This window comes from Flavitalea sp. (assembly GCF_035489435.1).
Lineage (GTDB): Bacteria > Bacteroidota > Bacteroidia > Chitinophagales > Chitinophagaceae > DATHKG01.
Window position 1 is genome coordinate 20,872 of record NZ_DATHKG010000020.1, and the last position, 21,035, is coordinate 41,906.

General features: G+C 41.3%; 18 protein-coding genes. 8 read left to right on the forward strand and 10 right to left on the reverse strand.

All coding sequences use genetic code 11. The annotated features are described in order from the left end of the window. Positions 1-8: 8 nt before the first annotated feature. Entirely contained in the window at positions 9-824 is an 816-nt protein-coding gene (locus tag VK664_RS02815) for an alpha/beta hydrolase (protein ID WP_461397083.1), read from the reverse strand. 112 nt (positions 825-936) lie between these two features. On the opposite strand from VK664_RS02815, the gene VK664_RS02820 reads away from it, so the two are divergent. Next, complete coding sequence (locus VK664_RS02820) at positions 937-1,806, forward strand: SPFH domain-containing protein (protein ID WP_461397084.1); 870 nt, start codon at positions 937-939, stop codon at positions 1,804-1,806. Between the two features lie 26 nt (positions 1,807-1,832). Then, a complete protein-coding gene (locus VK664_RS02825; protein WP_461397085.1) occupies positions 1,833-2,042 on the forward strand; it encodes a type II toxin-antitoxin system antitoxin in 210 nt (69 codons plus the stop codon). Positions 2,043-2,197: 155 nt separating this feature from the next. Here VK664_RS02825 and VK664_RS02830 read toward each other — a convergent pair whose 3' ends face one another. The 3 genes from VK664_RS02830 to VK664_RS02840 form a co-directional block, all read right to left on the reverse strand. Next, complete coding sequence (locus VK664_RS02830; RefSeq protein WP_461397086.1) at positions 2,198-3,352, reverse strand: thioredoxin-like domain-containing protein; 1,155 nt, start codon at positions 3,350-3,352, stop codon at positions 2,198-2,200. Positions 3,353-3,802: 450 nt separating this feature from the next. Then, positions 3,803-6,190, reverse strand: coding sequence for a M1 family metallopeptidase (locus tag VK664_RS02835; RefSeq protein WP_461397087.1), 2,388 nt, complete (start codon positions 6,188-6,190; stop codon positions 3,803-3,805). A gap of 13 nt (positions 6,191-6,203) precedes the next feature. Then, the gene (locus tag VK664_RS02840; protein WP_461397088.1) at positions 6,204-6,785 is read right to left on the reverse strand and encodes a HupE/UreJ family protein; all 582 of its coding nucleotides are present in this window, start codon (positions 6,783-6,785) and stop codon (positions 6,204-6,206) included. A gap of 49 nt (positions 6,786-6,834) precedes the next feature. On the opposite strand from VK664_RS02840, the gene VK664_RS02845 reads away from it, so the two are divergent. Beyond that, positions 6,835-7,392, forward strand: coding sequence for a DUF6702 family protein (locus tag VK664_RS02845; RefSeq protein ID WP_461397089.1), 558 nt, complete (start codon positions 6,835-6,837; stop codon positions 7,390-7,392). An 862-nt stretch (positions 7,393-8,254) separates the two neighbouring features. Further along, entirely contained in the window at positions 8,255-8,458 is a 204-nt protein-coding gene (locus VK664_RS02850; RefSeq protein ID WP_461397090.1) for a hypothetical protein, read from the forward strand. Between the two features lie 99 nt (positions 8,459-8,557). Here VK664_RS02850 and VK664_RS02855 read toward each other — a convergent pair whose 3' ends face one another. Together VK664_RS02855 and VK664_RS02860 are read right to left on the reverse strand one after the other, a co-directional pair. Next, entirely contained in the window at positions 8,558-9,850 is a 1,293-nt protein-coding gene (locus VK664_RS02855) for a hemolysin family protein (RefSeq protein ID WP_461397091.1), read from the reverse strand. Positions 9,851-9,863: 13 nt separating this feature from the next. Further along, positions 9,864-10,514: a phosphatase PAP2 family protein gene (locus VK664_RS02860; RefSeq protein WP_461397092.1), complete on the reverse strand. Its 651-nt coding sequence runs from the start codon at positions 10,512-10,514 to the stop codon at positions 9,864-9,866. Positions 10,515-10,531: 17 nt separating this feature from the next. Between VK664_RS02860 and VK664_RS02865 the strand changes: the two genes are divergently transcribed. Further along, positions 10,532-12,529, forward strand: coding sequence for an LTA synthase family protein (locus VK664_RS02865; RefSeq protein ID WP_461397093.1), 1,998 nt, complete (start codon positions 10,532-10,534; stop codon positions 12,527-12,529). 481 nt (positions 12,530-13,010) lie between these two features. On the opposite strand, the gene VK664_RS02870 is transcribed toward VK664_RS02865, so the two are convergent. Both VK664_RS02870 and VK664_RS02875 read right to left on the reverse strand, forming a co-directional pair. Further along, on the reverse strand, positions 13,011-13,268 hold the full coding sequence (locus VK664_RS02870) for a hypothetical protein (protein WP_461397094.1): 258 nt from the start codon (positions 13,266-13,268) through the stop codon (positions 13,011-13,013). A gap of 211 nt (positions 13,269-13,479) precedes the next feature. Continuing rightward, positions 13,480-14,226, reverse strand: a complete 747-nt coding sequence (locus tag VK664_RS02875) for a class I SAM-dependent methyltransferase (RefSeq protein ID WP_461397095.1) — start codon at positions 14,224-14,226, stop codon at positions 13,480-13,482. Positions 14,227-14,386: 160 nt separating this feature from the next. On the opposite strand from VK664_RS02875, the gene glmM reads away from it, so the two are divergent. The 3 genes from glmM (at position 14,387) to VK664_RS02890 (ending at position 18,884) form a co-directional block, all read left to right on the forward strand. After that, a complete protein-coding gene (gene glmM, locus VK664_RS02880) occupies positions 14,387-15,769 on the forward strand; it encodes a phosphoglucosamine mutase (RefSeq protein ID WP_461397096.1) in 1,383 nt (460 codons plus the stop codon). Between the two features lie 261 nt (positions 15,770-16,030). Next, entirely contained in the window at positions 16,031-17,158 is a 1,128-nt protein-coding gene (locus VK664_RS02885) for a cysteine desulfurase family protein (RefSeq protein ID WP_461397097.1), read from the forward strand. Positions 17,159-17,342: 184 nt separating this feature from the next. Next, a complete protein-coding gene (locus tag VK664_RS02890; RefSeq protein WP_461397098.1) occupies positions 17,343-18,884 on the forward strand; it encodes a gluconokinase in 1,542 nt (513 codons plus the stop codon). 309 nt (positions 18,885-19,193) lie between these two features. Here VK664_RS02890 and VK664_RS02895 read toward each other — a convergent pair whose 3' ends face one another. Next, complete coding sequence (locus VK664_RS02895; RefSeq protein WP_461397099.1) at positions 19,194-19,877, reverse strand: LytR/AlgR family response regulator transcription factor; 684 nt, start codon at positions 19,875-19,877, stop codon at positions 19,194-19,196. Beyond that, on the reverse strand, positions 19,874-20,926 hold the full coding sequence (locus VK664_RS02900) for a sensor histidine kinase (protein WP_461397100.1): 1,053 nt from the start codon (positions 20,924-20,926) through the stop codon (positions 19,874-19,876). Before VK664_RS02900 ends, VK664_RS02895 begins: the two co-directional genes overlap by 4 nt. Positions 20,927-21,035 lie beyond the last annotated feature (109 nt).

A 21,035-nucleotide genomic window follows, 5' to 3' on the forward strand; every position in this document is an offset into this window, starting at 1 on the left:
CTAGTTCATTACTTCCCGCTGTCAAAAAACTTCCGGAAAAACAACAGCTGGTAATTTACGCTGCTTCCCCAGTATTCTTTATTATGACCACCCGGCCTTTCAATATAATCATGATCGATTTTTAAGTTGAGCAATTTCTGGTGTAACTCACGATTCACTCCAAGAAAAAAATCTGAATAACCACAATCAATGATAAGCTTAAGTTCATTGTTTTTAAGTCCGTCTACATTATTTATTACACTATAATTTCTCCAGTTCTCTTCACAACATGCAGTATCGCCGATTCTTTTGCTGATATCCCAGTTTTTAGGAAAAGGCCGAAGGTTCACGCCTCCCGCCATGCTACCAGCGGCACCAAATACATTGCTATGACGGCTTGCTAAAAACAGCCCTCCATGACCACCCATGCTTAGTCCTGAAATTGCACGTCCGTTTCTATTTGCTATTGTACGATAATTCTGATCTATATAATTGACAAGTTCGGCACTGATAAAAGTTTCATAACGGAAAGAAGAATCAACAGGACTGTCAAAGTACCAGCTGCTAAAGCCACCGTCGGGACAAACGATTAACATATTATAGGAGTCTGCGAGCGCCAGCAACTGCGGAGCATCATTTAACCATTGCCGGTGGTTACCGCTGTAGCCATGTAAAAGATATACTACACCCAGGCGTTCATTGTTGTTTTTATAGTTTTTTGGTTTGACGACCATGCAGGGTACATTTTTTTTCATGGTTTTGCTGAAAACGGAAATACTGTCTGCCGTACCAGCTTCAACAGATATAAAAGCAACCATTGCAAGAACAAAAAGGCAATATTTCATGGACTTTTTTTACAAAAATATCGTTTTGAAAATTAAAAGAGATGATATATATTTGATATCATAATGATATCGAACAGATTTTCCTGATCAATAAACCAAAAACCCCCGATAAATGGAAAAGATTATTAAACCCGTTTCAGGCTTTATCGCCTTATTGATTTCTTTCTTGCTGGTTATTCTGGCAGTTTACTTTTTTGTAAGGACAGCTAATGAAGGCGACACAAGCTTTGTCTGGTACGGAGCTATCAGCCTGATAGCCGGATTGTATATAGCGGCCGGAATTATCATTGTCAGTCCAAATCATTCCAAAGTGCTTACTTTTTTTGGAAAATACGTTGGCTCTGTGAAAGAGAATGGGCTGCTTTTTGTAAACCCGTTGTTTAAAAAACAACAGATTTCATTAAGATCAGAAAACCTGGAGAGCTCGAAGCTTAAGGTGAATGATAAATTGGGTAATCCCATAGAGATCGGGGCGGTAATAGTTTGGAAAGTCAACGACACTTATAAGGCAGCTTTTGAAGTGGAAGATTATGAGCATTATGTAAAAATTCAAAGTGAAGCTGCTGTGAGGCACCTTGCGAACAGCTGCCCCTATGATCATATGGAAGATGAGAATGCGAGCATCACGCTCAGGGATGGAGGCGAACAGGTGAATGATTTGCTTGAGTTGGAATTAAATGAAAGGCTGGCGGCCGCAGGTATCCTCGTAAAAGAGGCCAGGATTAGTCACCTGGCTTATGCCCAGGAAATTGCCGGTGCAATGCTGCAGCGTCAGCAGGCAACAGCAATAGTTGCAGCAAGGTCTAAGATTGTTGAAGGCGCGGTAGGAATGGTAGAAATGGCACTTGAGATGTTGTCCAGGAAAGGGATTGTAACGCTGGATGAAGAAAAGAAAGCCGCAATGGTCAGTAACCTGATGGTAGTTCTTTGCGGTGAAAGGGGTGCGCAGCCTATACTTAATACTGGCACTTTGTATCAATAATAATATAAAGGCTTAATTGTTACAATGTGACGGAGTATCATAACAAAAAAAGCAAAAATATTGTGAGCGATAAAAAAAGCTTTGTTTTGAGAATGGATGATGAAGTGTATAAAGCGCTCGAGAAATGGGCGGCCGATGAATTCCGTAGTGTAAACGGGCAGCTTGAATATATCATTGATAAAGCACTGAAAGAATCGGGAAGGAAGAAGTCTGTTGATAAACAGAAGAAAAGCTAAGTAACAGAGTTATGAGTTATGAGTTATGAGTGATGAGTGAGTGGTGAGTTGTGTAGGTGATGAAGCTTAATAAAAACAGGGTGGATGATCAACCACTTGTAACATGATACATGATATGAAAAATTCCGATATGAAAAATTCCATTTAGGTATTTGTTATGGATTCAACAGCGAAGATAATTTTTTGTCTAGTGCTTCACCATCCAGATTTTTGGCTATGATCATCCCCGATGGATCTATCAGGACATTCTGTGGAACTGCACGGATACCATAATCAGTGGCAGCGGTATTCTTCCATCCTATTAACTCGCTGACATGGATCCAGGGTAATTTATCTTCAGCGATGGCTTGTATCCACGGTGCTTTTTTAGTATCCAGCGATACCGCATATATTTCAAAATTTTTGCCATGGTATTTGTAATAATTCGTGAGCAACTGCGGATTGTCTTCGCGACAGGGACCACACCAGCTTGCCCAAAAATCTATTAGAACATATTTTCCTTTTAGAGAAGTAAGTGAGACCAGGCTATCGGATGGATTTTTTTGCGCAATGGTGATTGCTTTTTTGCCCGGACTGGTTTTTTTCTCAGTGTTGATTTTAGCAGCCAAAGATTTTCCCACATTCGAATTTCTCAGGCGATCATTAAGCACCTGGAAACAGCTGTCAAATTCGGACAGATCTTCAATCAGATAGCTTCTATCATCTAGTAAGTCCAGCGATACCAGGGCATCAGGGTGGCTTTTTATAAAGACGTTCGTGGCCCTATGCCGGTTCAGATATAGTACAGGAGACCGTGTGCGTATTGCCTCTAGCTTTTTTTCATCCCGGGGTATTGCCTCTTCCGCCCTTACCCGCTCATCCTGTAAGAGTTTCAAATCAGCATCGTATGGTATTAAAGCCTTGTTCAGGGCATTGTAGGCTTGTTGCTCACGCATTCCTGTTATGATGGTGGCGTTTAATTTCCGATCACCGGTTATGCTAAAATGTCCAGGCTCGAGGTAAAACGAAAGTTCATCCCTGTTTCCGTTGTTGTCGCTTAAAGCATCAGGGTGACTCATCCAAATCGTTGCTTTTACCGGTTGCCGGATAGTGCCTTTTATTAGGAACCCACCCTTTTTCGTTAGTACCGAATCAGTTCTTAGACTATCTATATCTCGAACTCTATCTCTATATTGTAAGTAAATGACAACGCCAGGTTTCAGGTTTTGAAGATGGCCTTTAATAACAAATGTTGGAGGGACCTGGGCCACAACATGGACCACAAATGCCATCAACATGGTCTGTATCAATAGTTGTGGCAATGCCCGCATAAAAGTTAGGTTTAGATTATGATGCCTGAAGATTAATTTTCCATAAGACAAATCCAAAAATATTGTGTTCTATTAAACTTTTGATATGTCTTGACGGAGATACTGTATGGAATGCAATCACCAATTTAGCAATTGCTTTCCTGCAATCATACTTGTAATCCCTGAGTGTTGGGTTAATGTGTTGACTGGTTTCCCATCGGAGCGATATAGGTGCAAAAAGTCCGGATTAATTTCCGGACTTTTTGTTTTGACAAAACGATTTGATTATTGTTATTAGTAACGATCATCTTAGTAACGTGCATCTTATTAACGATCATCTTTTTATCGACCATCTTTTTATCGATCGTTTTATCGATCGTCTATTTATCGATCATCTATTTAACGATCATCTATTTAACGATGGTGTTTGAAGCCATTGCCTGTAAATTGGACCGTATCTAATGCTGGAGATTAGAACGATTTTTTGCCTTCCTTTTCCTGAGCCTTCTGCATTGGGTTGATGCCTGATGACTGGCCACGGGCTTGTTGTCTTTGTTTGAATAAAGTGAATTTTGAAACAGCGGTTATATCACCTTTGATATTATTACTTTCATCAATGTCTGCTGTTTCACGCATTGGATCCAGTTTCACAGATGCTACTTCCTTATCTTTCATAAACAGCTTGGAGATCTTTTGTTCATTGAGACGCCAGATCTGAGCAGGGATACGGTCAATTTCTTTTGTTCCGTCCTTGAAAGTCCATTCAACGATAACAGGCATTACCAATCCTCCTCTATTGCTTACGGCAATTTCATAGAAATGTTTGTTGGCAAGTTTAGTTTTTGTTGCTTCGTCAGCTGCTTCAAATGCACTACCCTGGGGTTCATATGGATATTTTGTGCTATCATATTTTTCAATACCCCTGGCATATCTCCAGTAAAAATCACGGAGACTGGTATCGGCATCAGTGGCGAACTTGATGCCTTCTTCCCGGTTCCTGATTTTTGAAACATCATCAAAATCATTTCCCATTGGCTTTTCCAATGAACGTGTTGCAGCTCCACCCTGGGTACGTGCTGGTGGTGTTGCTGCCAGGTCGGGTCTGTAATATTTTACAGAATCCAGGGACTGGTCACTTGGTTCAGTACCAAAAAACCATCCTCTCCAGAACCAGTCAAGATCTTCGCCGGAAGCATCTTCCATTGTTCTGAACAGATCCGCAGGCTCCGGATGTTTGAAGGCCCATCTCCTGGCATATTCTTTAAATGCATAGTCAAACAACTCGCGACCCATGATAGTCTCGCGCAGCATATTGAAACCTGTTGCCGGTTTGGTATATGCATTTGGTCCGAAACGAACAATGTTTTCAGAATTTGACATGATCGGCTCGAGCTGATCTTTTGGCAATTTCATATAATCAACTATTGCAAAAGCAGGTCCTTTACCTCGTACGGGAAATTTATTATCCCAGAGTTCTTCAGTAAGGTATTCAACAAAAGAGTTTAATCCTTCATCCATCCAGCTCCATTGGCGCTCATCGCTGTTTATGATCATAGGGAAGAAGTTATGACCCACCTCGTGAATGATAACTCCCAGCATACCATATTTTGTCGCTTCACTATAAGTGCCATCTTTTTCAGTGCGGCCATAGTTGAAACAAATCATCGGGTATTCCATACCGTTAGCAGCCTCAACACTCTGAGCTACAGGGTAAGGGTAGGGGATGGTAAACTTTGAATATGATTTGATGGTATGGGCAACTGCTTTAGTCGAGAAGGGACGATATAAACCGTAGGCTTCCTTTCCGTAAAAGCTCATGCACATAATCTTTTTTCCTTCAACGGTGATTGGCATTGCATCCCATACAAACTTGCGGGAGGCTGTCCATGCAAAGTCGCGCACATTGTCTGCTTTATAAATCCAGGTTTTCTTTTCCTTGCTTTTTGTTCCTTCTGCTTTTTTTGCTTCATCGAGGGTTGCAATCTCAACAACGTCTTTCGAGGTCTGGGCTTTTGTCCAGCGAGCCAGTCGGGCAGGTGAAAGCACCTGGGCATAATTCTGACATTCACCGGTTGATCCAATTACATGATCAGCGGGAACCGTCATTTGTACTTTGAAGTTTCCAAAGGTGAGTGCGAATTCGCCGCGACCGGTGAACTGATGATTCTGCCAGCCAACCACATCACTGTATACGCAAAGGCGGGGATACCATTGTGACATCGTGAACAACGCATTTCCGTCCGGGAACATTTCATAACCGCCACGTCCGCCCTGGGCCATACGATCAGAAATCTTATAATCCCAGTCAAGCTTGAAAACAAATTTCTGACCCGGTTTTAAAGGAACAGGCATCTCAACGCGCATCATCGTTTTATTAACAGTGTATTCCAGTTTCTTTCCAAGACCATCAACCAGCTTACGGATATTAAATCCGAACCCGTTGTCTTCTTTGCTATTTTCCAGGCTGTTCGCCATCTGCTCGCTGAGCATTCTTGGCATCACGCTGCTATTCTGATAATTTGCATTGTTCTTTGCACTGTGTTCATTTTCATCCAGCTGCAGCCAGATATAATTCAGCGTGTTCGGTGAGTTGTTGAAGTAAGTAACAGTTTCTGAACCGATCAGCTTGAGATTTGCTTCATCAAGTTCGCACTTGATATCATAATCTGCTTTTTGTTGCCAGTACCTTGGGCCGGGGGCACCACTTGCCGATCGGTACTCATTAGGAGTAGGAAGCATAGTTCCCAGCTGTTCAAATTTGTTCCCATGGTTAGAATTAGGATTGTTCTGAATATTCTGCGCATTTGAGACCAATGCAGAAATCGTCAGAGCAAAAAATGCAAAAACACTTTTTTTCATGTACACCTGTTTTTTATTTTGGAAATCGTTCAAGAGCCATTATCAATGCGATGCCGAATACGGCACCTGAGCCATATAGCAAATATTCGCGTCGTTGGAAGTTAAGGAAACGTATGCAAATTAAGGAAACTATCAATACCAGTGCAACTATTAGTAGCTGTCCTACCTCTAATCCAAGATTAAATGCCAGTAATTGGGGGATGATGTTTGTATCTTTTCCCAGCAGACTTTTGAGATAATTTGAAAAGCCTAATCCATGTATCAGTCCAAAAAACAAAGCAAGGAAATAGATCGGTGGAAACCGGGTTCTGAACCTGAACTCTTTCTGACGAATATTACTCAGGGCAGTAATAACTATGGTAACAGGAATCAGAAACTCGATCCAGTCAGCAGGAACATTAATATAGTTCAGGGTACTTAATGCGAGGGTGACCGAATGACCAACAGTGAAAGCTGTGATCAGTACTACGATTCGTTTCCAGTCGTCGAATGTATAACGGAGACAAAGTGCCAGTACAAAAATAATATGATCATATCCAGCAAGATCCGCAATATGTTCAAAGCCCAGTTGGAAGAATAACCAGAAATCCTGCATGGTTTCTAAAATAAATAAGAGATTTGTATCGGAAAAATATTAATGTTAAATGGTAAGCAATTTATATAAAAGATTCAGTATTCTTTTCTTGATTTTCAGTGTTTTAGTGGTTACGGGCTTTACAACTTTATCATCCCCCGTGTTATCTCCGGTATTTTCCCCCCTTCATCCCATCTTCGTGAGTGTCACCGAAATGAATCATAATCCCAAAGACAAAACCCTCGAAATTTCCTGCAAGATCTTTACAGATGATTTTGAAACGGTACTTGCGAAAGCTACAGGTTCAAAGATCGACCTGTTTAGTCCAAAAGATACTGCCTTAACAGGTAAACAAATCAGCAATTATATAGGAAAACACCTGGTAATAACGATTGATGGTAAGCCGGTAAAATTGAATTTAATTGGTTTCGAAAGGGAGCTTGATGCGGTCTGGAGTTATTTCGAGGTTTCGCAGGTGGTTTCGACTCCGAGGAATATTTCAGTTATGAATGATTTGTTATATGATAATTTCAAGGAGCAGATTAATCTTATGCATGTGACTGTTGGAGGCAAGCGCAAGAGCACGAAGCTAGATAATCCTGATTCGAATGCTGCTTTCTCGTTTTGATCTTTTTTCTGATGTGAATTGCTGATTTTGCATGTTCATGGCGTTCACTCGGTTCTTCACTCCGCCGGATGGGCCTGAGGTTGGTTTGATTTGCCACTGTGATTCCTGGTTAATACGTTTGTTCATGCCGCTTTCTGCTTTTGTCTCCGGTCGGCTTTTTTTGCCCTGATCGGCTTTTTTAGGAATGCTTCCAGCGCTGGTTTCTGTTGGGCTCTGATCGGCTTCGGTAACTCCGAACAGGAATCGAATGTGGCAAATCAAACCAACCTCGGGCCCATCCTGCACGTTCTAACCTCGATCACTTGGGAGGATATGCGATTAGTTCAATAAAATTCACCATTCTCTTATTGCAACAACCGGCATTAGAGTTGTCAGCATTGCACTGATTGTAATGACATTTTTCCCAAATGCGGGTGTCCAAATTCGGCTATCCTAAACCTGTTGTTTACCTTCCCCTTGTACTCTTGTCTATCTCTGTGTTTGAATCTCACCGAAAGCAATTCGCAGGGAACCTGATAACTGCCCCGTAGCAATACTTGCATCATTCATTCAAAATATTAGTGGCTAAATAGTGGGTATTCCTTCAATTGTAAGTTTACAATGTTACTACGTCACACTGTTTGCAGCATATGTACTGTTTGCAGCGTTTGCACTATTTGTACTATTTGCAGCTTACAGTTTTTATTTGTCCCAATGGATGTTGCATCGCTTATATTTCAGATTAGCAGTGGCAGAAGCAAAACCTGAACATTCGATAGGTGATCATCTATCTTTTATAAAATAATGAAAAGTGATTGGCGTCTTCGAATGATTTGATGATAAGGGCAATGAAATCAGCAATAGTGATTTAATAAGTTTTGTTATGACTGGTTTCATATCCCCCAAAGTGGATGAGAGAGTTGGGAGCGGGATTGTGCCTTTGCGCGGCCTTCGTACCGTGGTCGAAGTTACTGAAGCCGATCAGAGCCCAACAGAAACCAGCGCTGGAAGCATTCCTAAAAAAGCTGATCAGGGCAAAAAGCCGATCGGAGACAACAGCAAAGAACGGCATAACGAAAGGTATTAACCACGGGACACAGCCGCAAAAAGGCACAATCCCGCTCCCAACGGAGCGAAGAAGCGACCAAAAACTGTTGCATAATTAAGATATAAGAAAAGAAGCAACCTATTCCATCTCACCCCGTAACTTCTCACTAATAATCACCAGCACCTTATCAATCCGCTGCGCATCCATATCAACAATCTCAAAAGTAAAACCCTGCCAATCCATTTTATCACCGGTCTGGGGAATCCGCTCTAATTTGTGAAGAATAAACCCGGCAAGTGTATCGAAGACCTGTTCGCCTTCATTCATCCATTCCGTTTTTTCAAAACTGCGGAGAAAGTCATAAAACGGAATCTGTGCATCTACGAGAAAAGTGCCATCTTCTCTTTCGGTAATCTCATAGTCTTCCATATCTGGTTCGGGAAGATCACCAACGATGGCTTCAAGAATATCATTAAGGGTGATCATTCCCAGGATTGATCCATATTCATCAACGATGAAGCTGGCATGGACCCTTTTCTCCTTGAACTTTTCCATCACCTTGTAGGCAGTGACATTTTCCGGGACAAAAAGAGCCGGCTTCATGATTTGCTTAAATAAGGTAAGATCATTTGTGACATAAAGATCTTTCAGGGAAATGATACCTTTTATATTATCAATATCACCCTCGCAAACAGGATAGATAGAGTGAGGTTCCCTTACGATCTTTTCCTTGATGGAAATCTCATTGTCGTTTATATCGAACCAGTGGATATCGCTGCGATGGGTCATCAGGGAGGTGATGTTGCGATCGCCGAGGTGAAAAACCCTTTCGATAATCTCCTGTTCGGCTTCCTCGATGGTGCCCTGTTCTGTGCCTTCACTGATAATAGCTTTGATTTCTTCTTCTGTTACCTGGGTGTCTTTAGCCTGGATGTTGAAGAGTTTGACAATGATATTGGTGGATTTTGTGAGCAGCCAGATAAAAGGATGAGTTATCAGGCTCACAAAACGCATCGGCCCTGCCAACAGCTTCGCGATTGTTTCGGGTCGGGAAAGGCCCAGTCTTTTCGGTACCAGTTCGCCGAAAACAAGGGAGAAATAGGTGATGATAACAACAATAATTGCAGTTGCTGCGGCATCACTATATGGTCTTATCGTTTCAAATCCGTTTAAAAAACCGACAAGATCACTTTTTAGCTTTTCGCCTGAATAGATACCTAAGAGAATCCCGATCAGGGTAATCCCGATCTGAACAGTAGATAGAAATGTATCGGGGTGATTTGAAAGCTTCAGGGCTTCTTTTGCCCTGCTGTCGCCGCGGTGGGCCTGCGCTTCCAATCTTGCTTTTCTTGCAGAAACAAGGGCGATCTCAGCCATCGAAAAAACTCCATTCAATAAAATAAGACCGAGGATAATAAATATCTCAACCATTGTAAGCTGCTAATTATTTATCTAAACTAAGCAATCCTGCTTGTTTTAGATGTAATTTACTAATGATAAAACCAATGCCACAGCCTACTATTCCACCACAAAGAACGTCAAAAGGATAGTGTACCCCAACATAAACCTGGGTATAGCAAATCACGAAGGCCCAAACCAGGAATACCCATGCCCATTTAAATACTGATCTCAAAGTCATATAAAAAAACATGCCCTGTGCAAAATGACTGGTAGCATGTGAAGAAGTGAAACTTGAGCTACCCGGACAATAATTTATAAAAAAACGTAGCTGAGGTCCAACTATCGGGTCCTGGCAGGGGCGGGTACGCATCACAAACTCCTTAATTAAATGACTGCTGATGATATCCGCGGCTGCTGCCGTAAGTAGAAAGCCGAGTATCCACCATAATCCCCTGTTACCGAAGTTAATAACCACAAAAATGCATAGGAAAAAATACAAGGGCAACCAGAACCCGGTTTCCCTTACAAAGGGCAGTATATAATCAAAAACGGGATTGCCCCAATCCTGGTTTATGTGTTTTATCAGCCACCGATCAACCGGATCAATGTATTTCCAGATTGAGCCCGTTAGTAGAAACATAGGCGCAAAAATAGGGTGATAATTTTTGCGTTCCATCAGTAAATAAGAAAACATAATTTTACGGCCCTGATATGATAAAATCCTATATGTCCACCTTGCCCAGGCTTATTCGTTGGATCCTGAATCTCGGCCTGATACTTTTGTTGCTGATGACGTTGATGCGTTTGGCGCTGTATTTATTTTTTCCGAACCAGGGCAATTCATTCGGAGAAGTAATGAAGGCAATGGTGTTGGGTTTGCGTTATGATCTTCGTACAATTTCAATCATTCTCGTTACCATCCTGATTTTCGGGAGTATACCCGTCCTTAATCCTTTCAGGTCCAAACTTCATCGGAAGGTTTGGTTGAACCTGCTCGGTTTGCTGGCCTTTCTGATCCTGTTTTTTTATGCGATCGATTTTGCTCATTTTAGTTATCTCAACCAGCGGCTTAATGCCAGTGTATTAAATTACCTGGAAGACACCAGTATTTCTCTCGGAATGGTTTGGGAATCATATCCTGTGATCCGGCTGATCCTCGTAATACTACTGGTAACATTCGGCTTTGTCCTGATTCTACGGTTCTCTTTTCGTAGAGTTGCAAGGGCAGAAAGCCGGCCTTCAAAGCGGACCCGGATAATTTCATTCATCGCCGTTTTCCTGGTTTGCGGTATCTGTATTTTTGGAAGATTCAATCAATATCCCCTGAGATGGAGTGATGCATTTGCGTTGGGAAGCGACTACAAAGCCAATCTTGCTTTGAATCCTTTTGAATCATTTTTGAATTCTTTGAAGTTTCGTAAGAGCACTTATGATCTTGTGAAGTTGCGTGAGTTAAATCCTGTGCTAAAGGGTTTTCTTGGTTTGAATGAATCCGGAAGCCATGACCTGGACTTCAGCCGGACAATTCAGCCGAGACCAGGCGCTATCAAAACAAGACCAAATATTATACTTGTAATCTGCGAATCATTCAGTGGTTATAAAAGTTCTATGTGGGGAAATCCATTGAACACCACGCCGTTTTTCGACAGCCTGAGCAAACAGGGCTTATTCTTCGACCACTGTTTTACTCCGACTTATGGCACAGCAAGAGGGGTCTGGGCAACCGTCACGGGTATTCCTGATGTTGAAATGCCAACAACGGCCAGTCGAAATCCACTGGCTGTAAACCAGCGGACAATCATCAATGAATTTAAAAACTACTCTAAGTTCTATTTCCTGGGAGGAAGTTCAAGCTGGGCAAATATCCGGGGGGTGCTGACCAATAATATTGAAGGATTGAATATGTATGAGGAAAACAGTTACCGGTCGCCCAGGATCGATGTCTGGGGTATAAGTGACAAAAACCTTTTCCTCGAAGCAAATGAAGTACTGGCGAAACAGGACAGCCCATTTTTTGCGATTATTCAGACTTCAGACAATCACCGGCCTTACACGATTCCTGAAGAGGACCAGGCAGCTTTTAAGAAAGTTGATGTGCCGCTTGATACTTTAAAAAAATATGGATTTGAAACGCTCGCCGAGTTAAATGCTTTCCGGTACACGGATTTCTGTTTTGAACAGTTTTTTAAGGCGGCTTCAAAAGAAAAATACTTCGAGAATACGGTGTTTGCTTTTATAGGAGATCATGGCATTCCGGGCAGCGCTTCGGCAATTCTTCCAAATGCCTGGACAGAACAAAGGCTCGCTGCTGAGCATGTGCCACTGCTATTTTATGGTTCAGGTCTTTTACCGGCAAGGCGGATCAATACGATTTGCTCACAAATTGATATTCTACCCACAATTGCCGGGATGATGGATGCCCCTTATGTAAACTCTGCTCTGGGTCGCGATCTGCTGGATTCTGCGACCAGAGACAGAGGTGCAGCTTTTATTTTCGACCCGGATTATGCGCAGACAGGGGTTATTGCAGGTGAACATTTTCTCAGAACTCAATTAAAAACCGGGCAGTTGGAGTTTGTTTCAATCAGAAATAATGATAAACCGGCTAAAACTGCTGAAAATGAAAAGATTGAAAAAGAAATGAAACTGCTTTCGGATGCAATTTATGAGGCTTCGAAATATCTTATTTTGAACAATAAGAAGAAGTGATACCGGATTTACGCTTGTGGAGATAGTCCCGGATTTGAGCAGCATTATGGTGAAATAGTTTCGGATTGAACAGCACAATTAAGCAACAGCTCTGTTTCATTCCTTCGCTCCGTTGTGAGCGTGATAAGTGCCTTTTCGCGTCTGTGTCCCGTGGTTAGCATTTTTCCTGATTTCTGAGGCTGCTGTTGTCTCCGGTCATCTTTTTGTGCCTTGATCGGCTTTTTAGGAATTCATCAAGGGGATAGCTGGTATTGGGCCCTGATCGGCTGCAGTAACTCTAACCACGGTACGAAGGCCGCTCAAAGGCACCATCCCGCTCTCAACCCGTTCATCCATTTGGGGGATATGCGACTAGTCATAACAAGTCTTACCTGTCCTTTATTGATGGTTTCATAGTCGAATGCATTGTCGGTATCATCAAAGCATCTTCAATAGCCCAATCATTTTGACGTGAGTTTATAAAGGGGGTTAGATTGGGGCTTTATGGAATGCGATACTGCAATTCTAAAAACTCTAATAAGTTAATGTTGAATTTTGTTGTGATGATCGCATATCCAATTAAGAGAGCGAGGTTGAGGCGTGCAGGATGGGCCTGGGGGTTGGGTTGATTTGCCGCCTTTGATTCCTGCTCAGTGTTACTGCAGCCGATCAGGGCGCATAAGTGATCACCACCTAATAAAAAATACAAAAGCCGATCATGGAACAAAAAGATGATCAGGGTTACAACCCCTACAAACATAATGCAGCACACCTTAAGCAGGAATCACCGTGGCAAAATCAACCCAACCCCCAGGCCCATCCTGCGAAGTTTAGAACCGAGTGAACGCCATGAACATCGAAAATCAATAAATCACATTTTAAAAGGCAGGAATCACAGTGGCAAATCAACCCAACCCCAGGCTCATCCGGCGAAGCAGGCTTACTGAAGGGAGCTGGCTTCTATCTTTGAATCAAACAATCTTTTTCGCTATCATTAAAAGTCGCGGTGACTTATTTACATCGTAAGGCGCAAAATCGTGAGATCCAAATACTTCCTGGATCTGGAGATGATGAAATGCCAGCATATCTGTAAAATCGCCAAGGCTAAACTTGGAAACCTTTTCAATATATTCGAGTGGTTCCTTTAAATTTTCGTCTTCGATGATGATCTTTTTATAAAAATGAGTTTCATCAAACCATTTGGTAATAAAGTAGTTTACGCCAGCTATCTCTAATTCCTGTTTATGTACAAGGTTGTTTTCGGCATAATGAACATTCAGGTAGTCAAGTACAAATACACCACCCGCTTTTAATGATTGCGAGATGGTCCTGATCGCATTATAATGTTCGTGTTCGGTCCGGAAATATCCAAAAGTGGAAAACAAACTAAAGGCGTAATTGAAATAGTTGATCCAGAAAGGAAGTCTTAAATCGTGTTGATAAAAATGGAGTTTATCGTTTTCCATTTCTTTGGCCAGGTCAATGCTTTCGGGGGCAAGGTCGATCCCGGTAACATCATAACCCATATCTGCCATCATTTTGGCGTGGGTGCCCCGTGCACAGGCGAGATCTACTAGCAAAGAATCAGCCGGAGGTGTTAAACGATCTATCAGCTTCTTGATGAACAAATCCGTCCGGTTCTCGTCCCGCTGAAAATACAACTTGTGATAATATGGAGAATTGAACCAAACCTGAAACCAATTTGCTGAAACGGACATGTTCCGGATATTTTGACAAATGTAGGGGAAATCAAAAATGAAATTCCATGAATTGCTTTATACACAAAGTTTTGCCAGCGTAATAGTATTAATTATGAATATTCTATATTTCTTTTCCCACCTGCAATCCTTATTTTTGCACCCATAAATTTATACCTCAGTGGCATTGATAAAAAGTATCTCGGGAATCCGGGGAACAATTGGCGGACAGACCGGTGATAATTTAACCCCTCTTGATGTTGTTAAATTCAGCGCAGCTTATGGAAGCTGGTTGCTCGAGAACAAAGCTTCAAATAAGAAGGTTATTGTAGGTCGTGATGGAAGGATCAGTGGATCTATGGTTCAGTCATTGGTGGTAAACACTTTGATTTCGCTTGGAATAGATGTGGTGGACATTGGTTTATCAACCACACCAACCGTAGAACTGGTGGTTAAATGGGAGAATGCAGGGGGTGGTATTATCATAACTGCCAGCCACAATCCAAAAGAATGGAACGCACTAAAATTGCTAAACCATGAAGGTGAGTTCCTGGATGCTGAAGCCGGCGCCGTCATTCTGGAAAAAGCAAGACAGGAGAATTTTGATTTTGTATCGGTTGACAAACTTGGAACAATAACTGCCGGGGAAAACTTCCTGCAGAATCATATTGATGCAGTGGTTAATTACCCGCTGGTAAACCTGGAAGCTATTCGTGACAAAAACTATAAGATAGTTGTCGATGTTGTGAACAGTACCGGTGCTTTATTTATACCCCCGTTGTTAAAGGCGCTCGGTGTATCGGAAGTGATCGTTATTAATGGTGAAATCAATGGCAAATTTGCGCATAACCCCGAGCCTCTGCCGGAAAATCTTACCGAATTAAGTGCTGCGGTCAGAACCCATAGGGCAGATCTGGGGATCGCCGTGGATCCCGATGTGGATCGTTTGTGTTTTGTGAATGAAGATGGCAGCATGTTCGGTGAAGAATACACCCTGGTCGCCGTTGCCGATTATGTGCTCAGCAAAAGACCGGGAAATACGGTTAGTAATATGAGCAGCACGAAAGCGCTGAAGGAAATAACCATAAAAAATGGCGGCGAGTATTTCCCTTCTTCGGTTGGAGAAGTAAATGTGGTTGCGAAGATGAAGCAAAATAACGCAGTAATCGGCGGAGAAGGTAACGGTGGTATCATTGTCCCGGATCTCCATTATGGACGCGATGCCTTGATCGGTATTGGATTATTCTTATCTGCGCTTGCATCTCACAGGAATGGAATCAAATCATTCAGGGCAAAATATCCCGATTATTTTATTTCGAAAAACAAGATCCAGCTCGAGAAAGAAACTGATATACCTACCTTGTTTGAGAAGATCCGCAAGAAATATAAAAATCAGCCCGTGAATACCGAAGATGGTCTCAAGATTGAATTTGATGCCGATTGGGTACATCTCCGCACATCTAATACTGAACCCATTATTCGTATTTACGCCGAATCCAGTTTTGAAAGCACAGCAAATAATATGGCATTAAGGCTGATGCACGATATAAAAGAGTTGAGTTAAGTGCCAAAGCTGATGCATGATAATAAGGAGTTAAGTTAAGCTGCCAAAACTGTGCATGACATTAAAGAATTAAGTTAAGGTGCCAAAACTGTGCATGATGCAATAGAATTAAGTAAAGTTGCTAAATCAGGTGGAAGCAATTATAGAGTTGGGACATAGTGCCAAAGCAGGTGCATGAATAACAGAAAGAAGAGTAGAATACCAAAGCTGGAGTTTGAGACTAAGTAGAGTTGATTGCCATGGTACCTAAAAGTTGAACAAATGGATCGAATATATTTTGATAATGCTGCGACCACTTCGCTCGACCCGCTGGTGCTCGAAGCTATGATGCCTTATCTGACCGAAAAGTTCGGTAATCCATCCTCCATCTATTCATATGGCCGCGAAGGAAGATTAGCTATCGAGACCGCCCGGAAGTCTGTTGCTAAAATTCTGAATGCTCACCCAGCAGAAATATTTTTCACATCGGGTGGAACCGAAAGCTCAAATACAGCCATCAATTCGGCGGTGAATGATCTCGGCTGTGGTCATATTATTACTTCTTCAATTGAACATCATGCTACGCTGCATACTGTGGAATACCTGGCCAGCCGGAACAAGATTAAATTAAGTTATATGAAATTATTGCCGGATGGTCATGTGGATCTGGATGATCTCCGGCTATTACTTTCATCTTCTCCCGAAAAGGCACTGGTGACTTTGATGCATGCAAACAATGAGATCGGTAACATCCTCGATATAAATGCAGCCGGTAATATTTGTAAAGAATTCGGAGCGATATTCCATTCCGATACGGTTCAGACAGTAGGTCATTTTCCGTTTGATCTTAGAAATACACCTGTACATTTTATCACCGGTGCAGGTCACAAATTTCATGGCCCCAAAGGTGTCGGTATTTTATACATCAATGAGAATGTAAAGATTTCGCCTTTTATTCATGGCGGTGGCCAGGAAAGAAACATGCGCGCGGGTACAGAAAACCTTTATGGTATCGTTGGCTTCGCAAAAGCATTGGAACTGGCAACTGCGAACTATGAAAAAGACCGTGTATATATTTCCGGTTTGAAGCAATACATGATGGGGCAGTTAAGCGAAAAGGTACCAGGGATCGAATTTAACGGAGATCCGGAGGGCAGGAGCCTGTATACAGTGCTGAGCGTTTCTTTCCCGAAAACTGAAAAATCGGAGATGATGCTTTTTAATCTGGATATTCATCATATCTGCGCGAGCGGTGGTAGCGCATGTACAAGCGGGGCCGACCAGGGTTCTCATGTTATTCGGGCTATCAACAACAATCCTAACCAGGTGACGGTAAGATTTTCCTTTTCAAAACATAATACCAGGGAACAGGTTGACACCGTTATAAATATCCTCAACGAAATCGCTTAGATAACGGTGATAAATATTCTCGACGAAGTCGCTTAGATAGCGGTGATCACTTTTTCAATGTTTTGACTACATCGATTCAATTTTTATCCGGACTTTAGCTATCCATGATTTAATCATTAAGTTCCACCCTGTCTGCCAAAGGTCTCTGTGGGCAGGTTCGACAATTTAATATAGTTTAGCACGGATGAATTATATCCTTGGAATTGATATCGGTACTTCGGGCACCAAAGCCGTTGCGTTTAGCCATGATGGTGAGATACTTGGTAACGCGTACAGGTCTTACGAGCCACTTGAGACCGTCCCTGGCCATCATGAACTGGATCCGGTTTTTTTATTTGAAGCGTTCATCCAAACAGTTTCCGAAATACTTATTTCCTTAGAAGGCAAAGCTGCTCTCACTGCGATTTGTTTCAGCTCAGCTATGCATAGTTTGCTGTTGGTGGATAAAGAAAATCAACCCATAACAAACCTGGTCACCTGGGCCGATCTACGCAGCCGTAACCAGGCAGCAAGATTAAGAGCCTCACCGGAAGGTGCAGATATTTACAGGCTTTCGGGTACCCCGATTCATCCGATGACACCGCTTTGTAAAATCATGTGGTTCAGGGAAACTGAACCTGCGCTTTTCAAAAAAGCAACACGTTTTATATCTATCAAAGAGTACATAGTGCATCGGCTCACCGGGAAATACCTGGTAGATTATTCAATAGCTTCAGGCACCGGGTTATTTGACATCTACCATTTGAGGTGGAATCCGGTTGCATTGTCACTTGCAGGTATAACAATTGATCAACTAAGCCCACCCGTTACAACGACTCATATAGAACAGGTTGATTATCGTCTTAACAAAGATCTTTTGCTTCAAACTCAACTTGTTTTGGGGGCCACCGATGGCTGTCTTGCAAATCTTGGATCTAATGCCGTGAAGCACGGCGATGTTGCAGTAACCATAGGTACAAGTGGTGCTGTGAGAATGGTGAACGCTGCTCCAAAATATGATGCGAAGGGGAGAATCTTCAATTACATTCTGACCCCTGAACTTTTCGTTTCAGGAGGACCGATTAATAACGGTGGCGTTTTATTGAAATGGTATACCGAAAACTTCCTGCAATATAATTTGGATATTTCTCAAAACGAAGCAGGTGTTTCGGAAGCTAAGGTTCAGTCTTTTCAAAATAAAGGTGATGCTTCCGGCGGTTTCGAAGCGTTCATAGAAACTGCTTCTACTGTGGCTCCGGGTTGCGAGGGATTAGTATTCCTTCCTTATATTCAGGGTGAGCGTGCTCCTGTATGGGACGCAGAAGCCAAGGGGGTGTTTTTTGGGATCAAATCTGTTCATACCCAGGCGCATTTCATACGTGCTATCATTGAAGGAATCTGCTTTTCACTGAGAGATGTGAGCCTGTCCATTGAAGAAACAATTGGAACCATCAACAATATTTATGCAAGTGGTGGATTTGTAAAGTCGCCGGCATGGGTGCAGATACTGTGCGACATACTTGGCAAAAAGGTTCATATAACCGATACTGCTGATGCATCATCAATTGGTGCTGCAATGCTGGGTTTATATGCAACAAATGTTATTCAAAAGGTTGAGGATGCATCCCGGTTTCTGACGATTCAAAAAACATATTCACCTGCAACAAACTCCTCCGCAGCTTACGACCGGAACTTCGGGATCTACCAAAATCTCTACATTAAATTGAAAGAGGAATTCCGTATGTAGATTTAGCACTGTTTTAGCATCATGTTTTTTTAAATTAATACCCATGAGTTGTTGTCCAGACTACAATTGATGCTGCTTGAAATATTCTGCTACTTCAGGTTATTATGATTCAGCCTGTCAAAGTCGTTACTGGCACAAGAGAGCCTACCGTGGATGGGTTGATCGCGTGAAAGGGAAAATGATGGCTGCAGCAATGAATAAATGATTTACATTATTATTTCTGTAAGGCATACACAATAAGGGAGTTCATTCTCACAAAAAATTTCATTTGTTCCTTTTCGATTCGGAGCACTGAACCGTTCGATGTATTTACAATTTTTCTTTTAGCCGGTAAATGATATCCTTATAGCTTTCGCTAATAGGAATTTCAAATTCGTTGATCTTAATTTGATTCCTTTCAATCTCAGAAATATAAGAACAGTTAATTAAATAAGAACGATGAACCCTGCAAAATGTACTGATCGGTAATAATTCGCTCAAATATTTCATCGTCATGTGAATTATTAAATTTCCGTTTGAGGTGTGTAAAATGATATAGTCTTTAATAGATTGGGCATAAACTATATCATTATGATTAACTTTTAAGAGCTTCCCGGATATTTTAAAGTAAGTATAATCTTTCTCTTTATTAATCGTAATTGTATGATGTTTAAAAATTTTATCTAAACTCTTCTTAAAACGCTCGATTGTTATTGGTTTTAACAGATAATCAACGGCTTCCAGTTCATAACTTGCTACAGCATATTCAGAATAGGCAGTTGTAAAAATAACTGCCGGAGGGTTTTTAAGCGATTTCAAAAATTCTATGCCATTTAAAGCCGGCATTTTGATGTCCAGAAACATTAAGTCAATTTTTTGTTCGAGTAAAACTTCAAAGGCTTCAAAAGCTGTGCTGCATTTTTTGATCAGACATAATTGAGTAATACTATTCACATAGCTTTCTAAAATGTTCTGCGCAATCGGTTCGTCGTCAACAATCAGGCAATTAATCATATTAATGCTAAGGTCAAACTTACGTGATAGACTTTCTCATCGTTCTGTATTTGCAGCTTGTACTTTTTGGGGTACAAAATCTCCAGTCTTTTCTTGAGGTTCACTAAACCGATTCCGCAGGTATTTTTTTTGGAGCCTGCAATACTGTTACTTACTTCCATGATCAATTCTGCTTCTGTTTTGCAAATCACAACATCAACAAAACCTTCCTTTTGTTCTTCCTGAATGCCATGTTTAAAAGCATTTTCAATAAACGGCAGTAAAAGCAACGGACTTATCTTGCTGTCCTCGTCAATCCCCTGCACCTCAAAACTAATGGTTATCATTGAGCGATACCGAATATTTTCTACCTCTACATAATTACGAATAAATTCAATTTCTTCGTTTAAAGAAACAAATTTCTCATCTGTCCGGTAAAGGATGTACCGCATCATTTCTGCTAGTTTTGCAACCAAGGGTGCAGTTTCCTCTGCCCTTTGCAATGCCAAACCATAAATGTTGTTCATCGTGTTAAAGAAAAAATGAGGTTGGAGTTGTGACTTCAGGTAGGTAAGTTCAGAAATAAGTTGCTCTTCTTTTAATGCCTTCATCTGCTCCTTTTGTTTATCAGCATGGATAAAATAAGCAAGACAACTGATGGCCAAAAATTCCTTAAACATATAAGCCAAACTATAACCAATAGAATTAACCTTATAAGCTTGTGTGGCGAGTGATCTTACTTCAGCCGATAAAAAGTCAAGATGCGCATAAAAATAGTTAATTCCTTTTTGATAGGTGGAAAAGCATACTAAAAATAGTAAGACAAACCCTATAGATCTTAACAATTTTCTATTAGATAAATAATTCCGGACTATCCGATAAAAAATATAAAATGCAGCCAAGCTGGAAGTGCCATAAGCTAAGCTATGCTCCAACTCGGAAAAAGAAATGCCAGAGATTTTTCTTTCCCAGAAATTATATTCAAGATCGGTAAGTATTCTAAATACATAAAAGTAAGTGGTGAAAAAAATCGCTTCTATTTTGAAATACTTTGAATACTTTATAGACATGTGTAAATGTAAATTTATCTAATCCTATCAAATATTTTGTCATCATATTTTCGACAGAAAACCTATTTTTTTCGACTATTCTTAAAATTTTACAATCTGTCGAATTTAT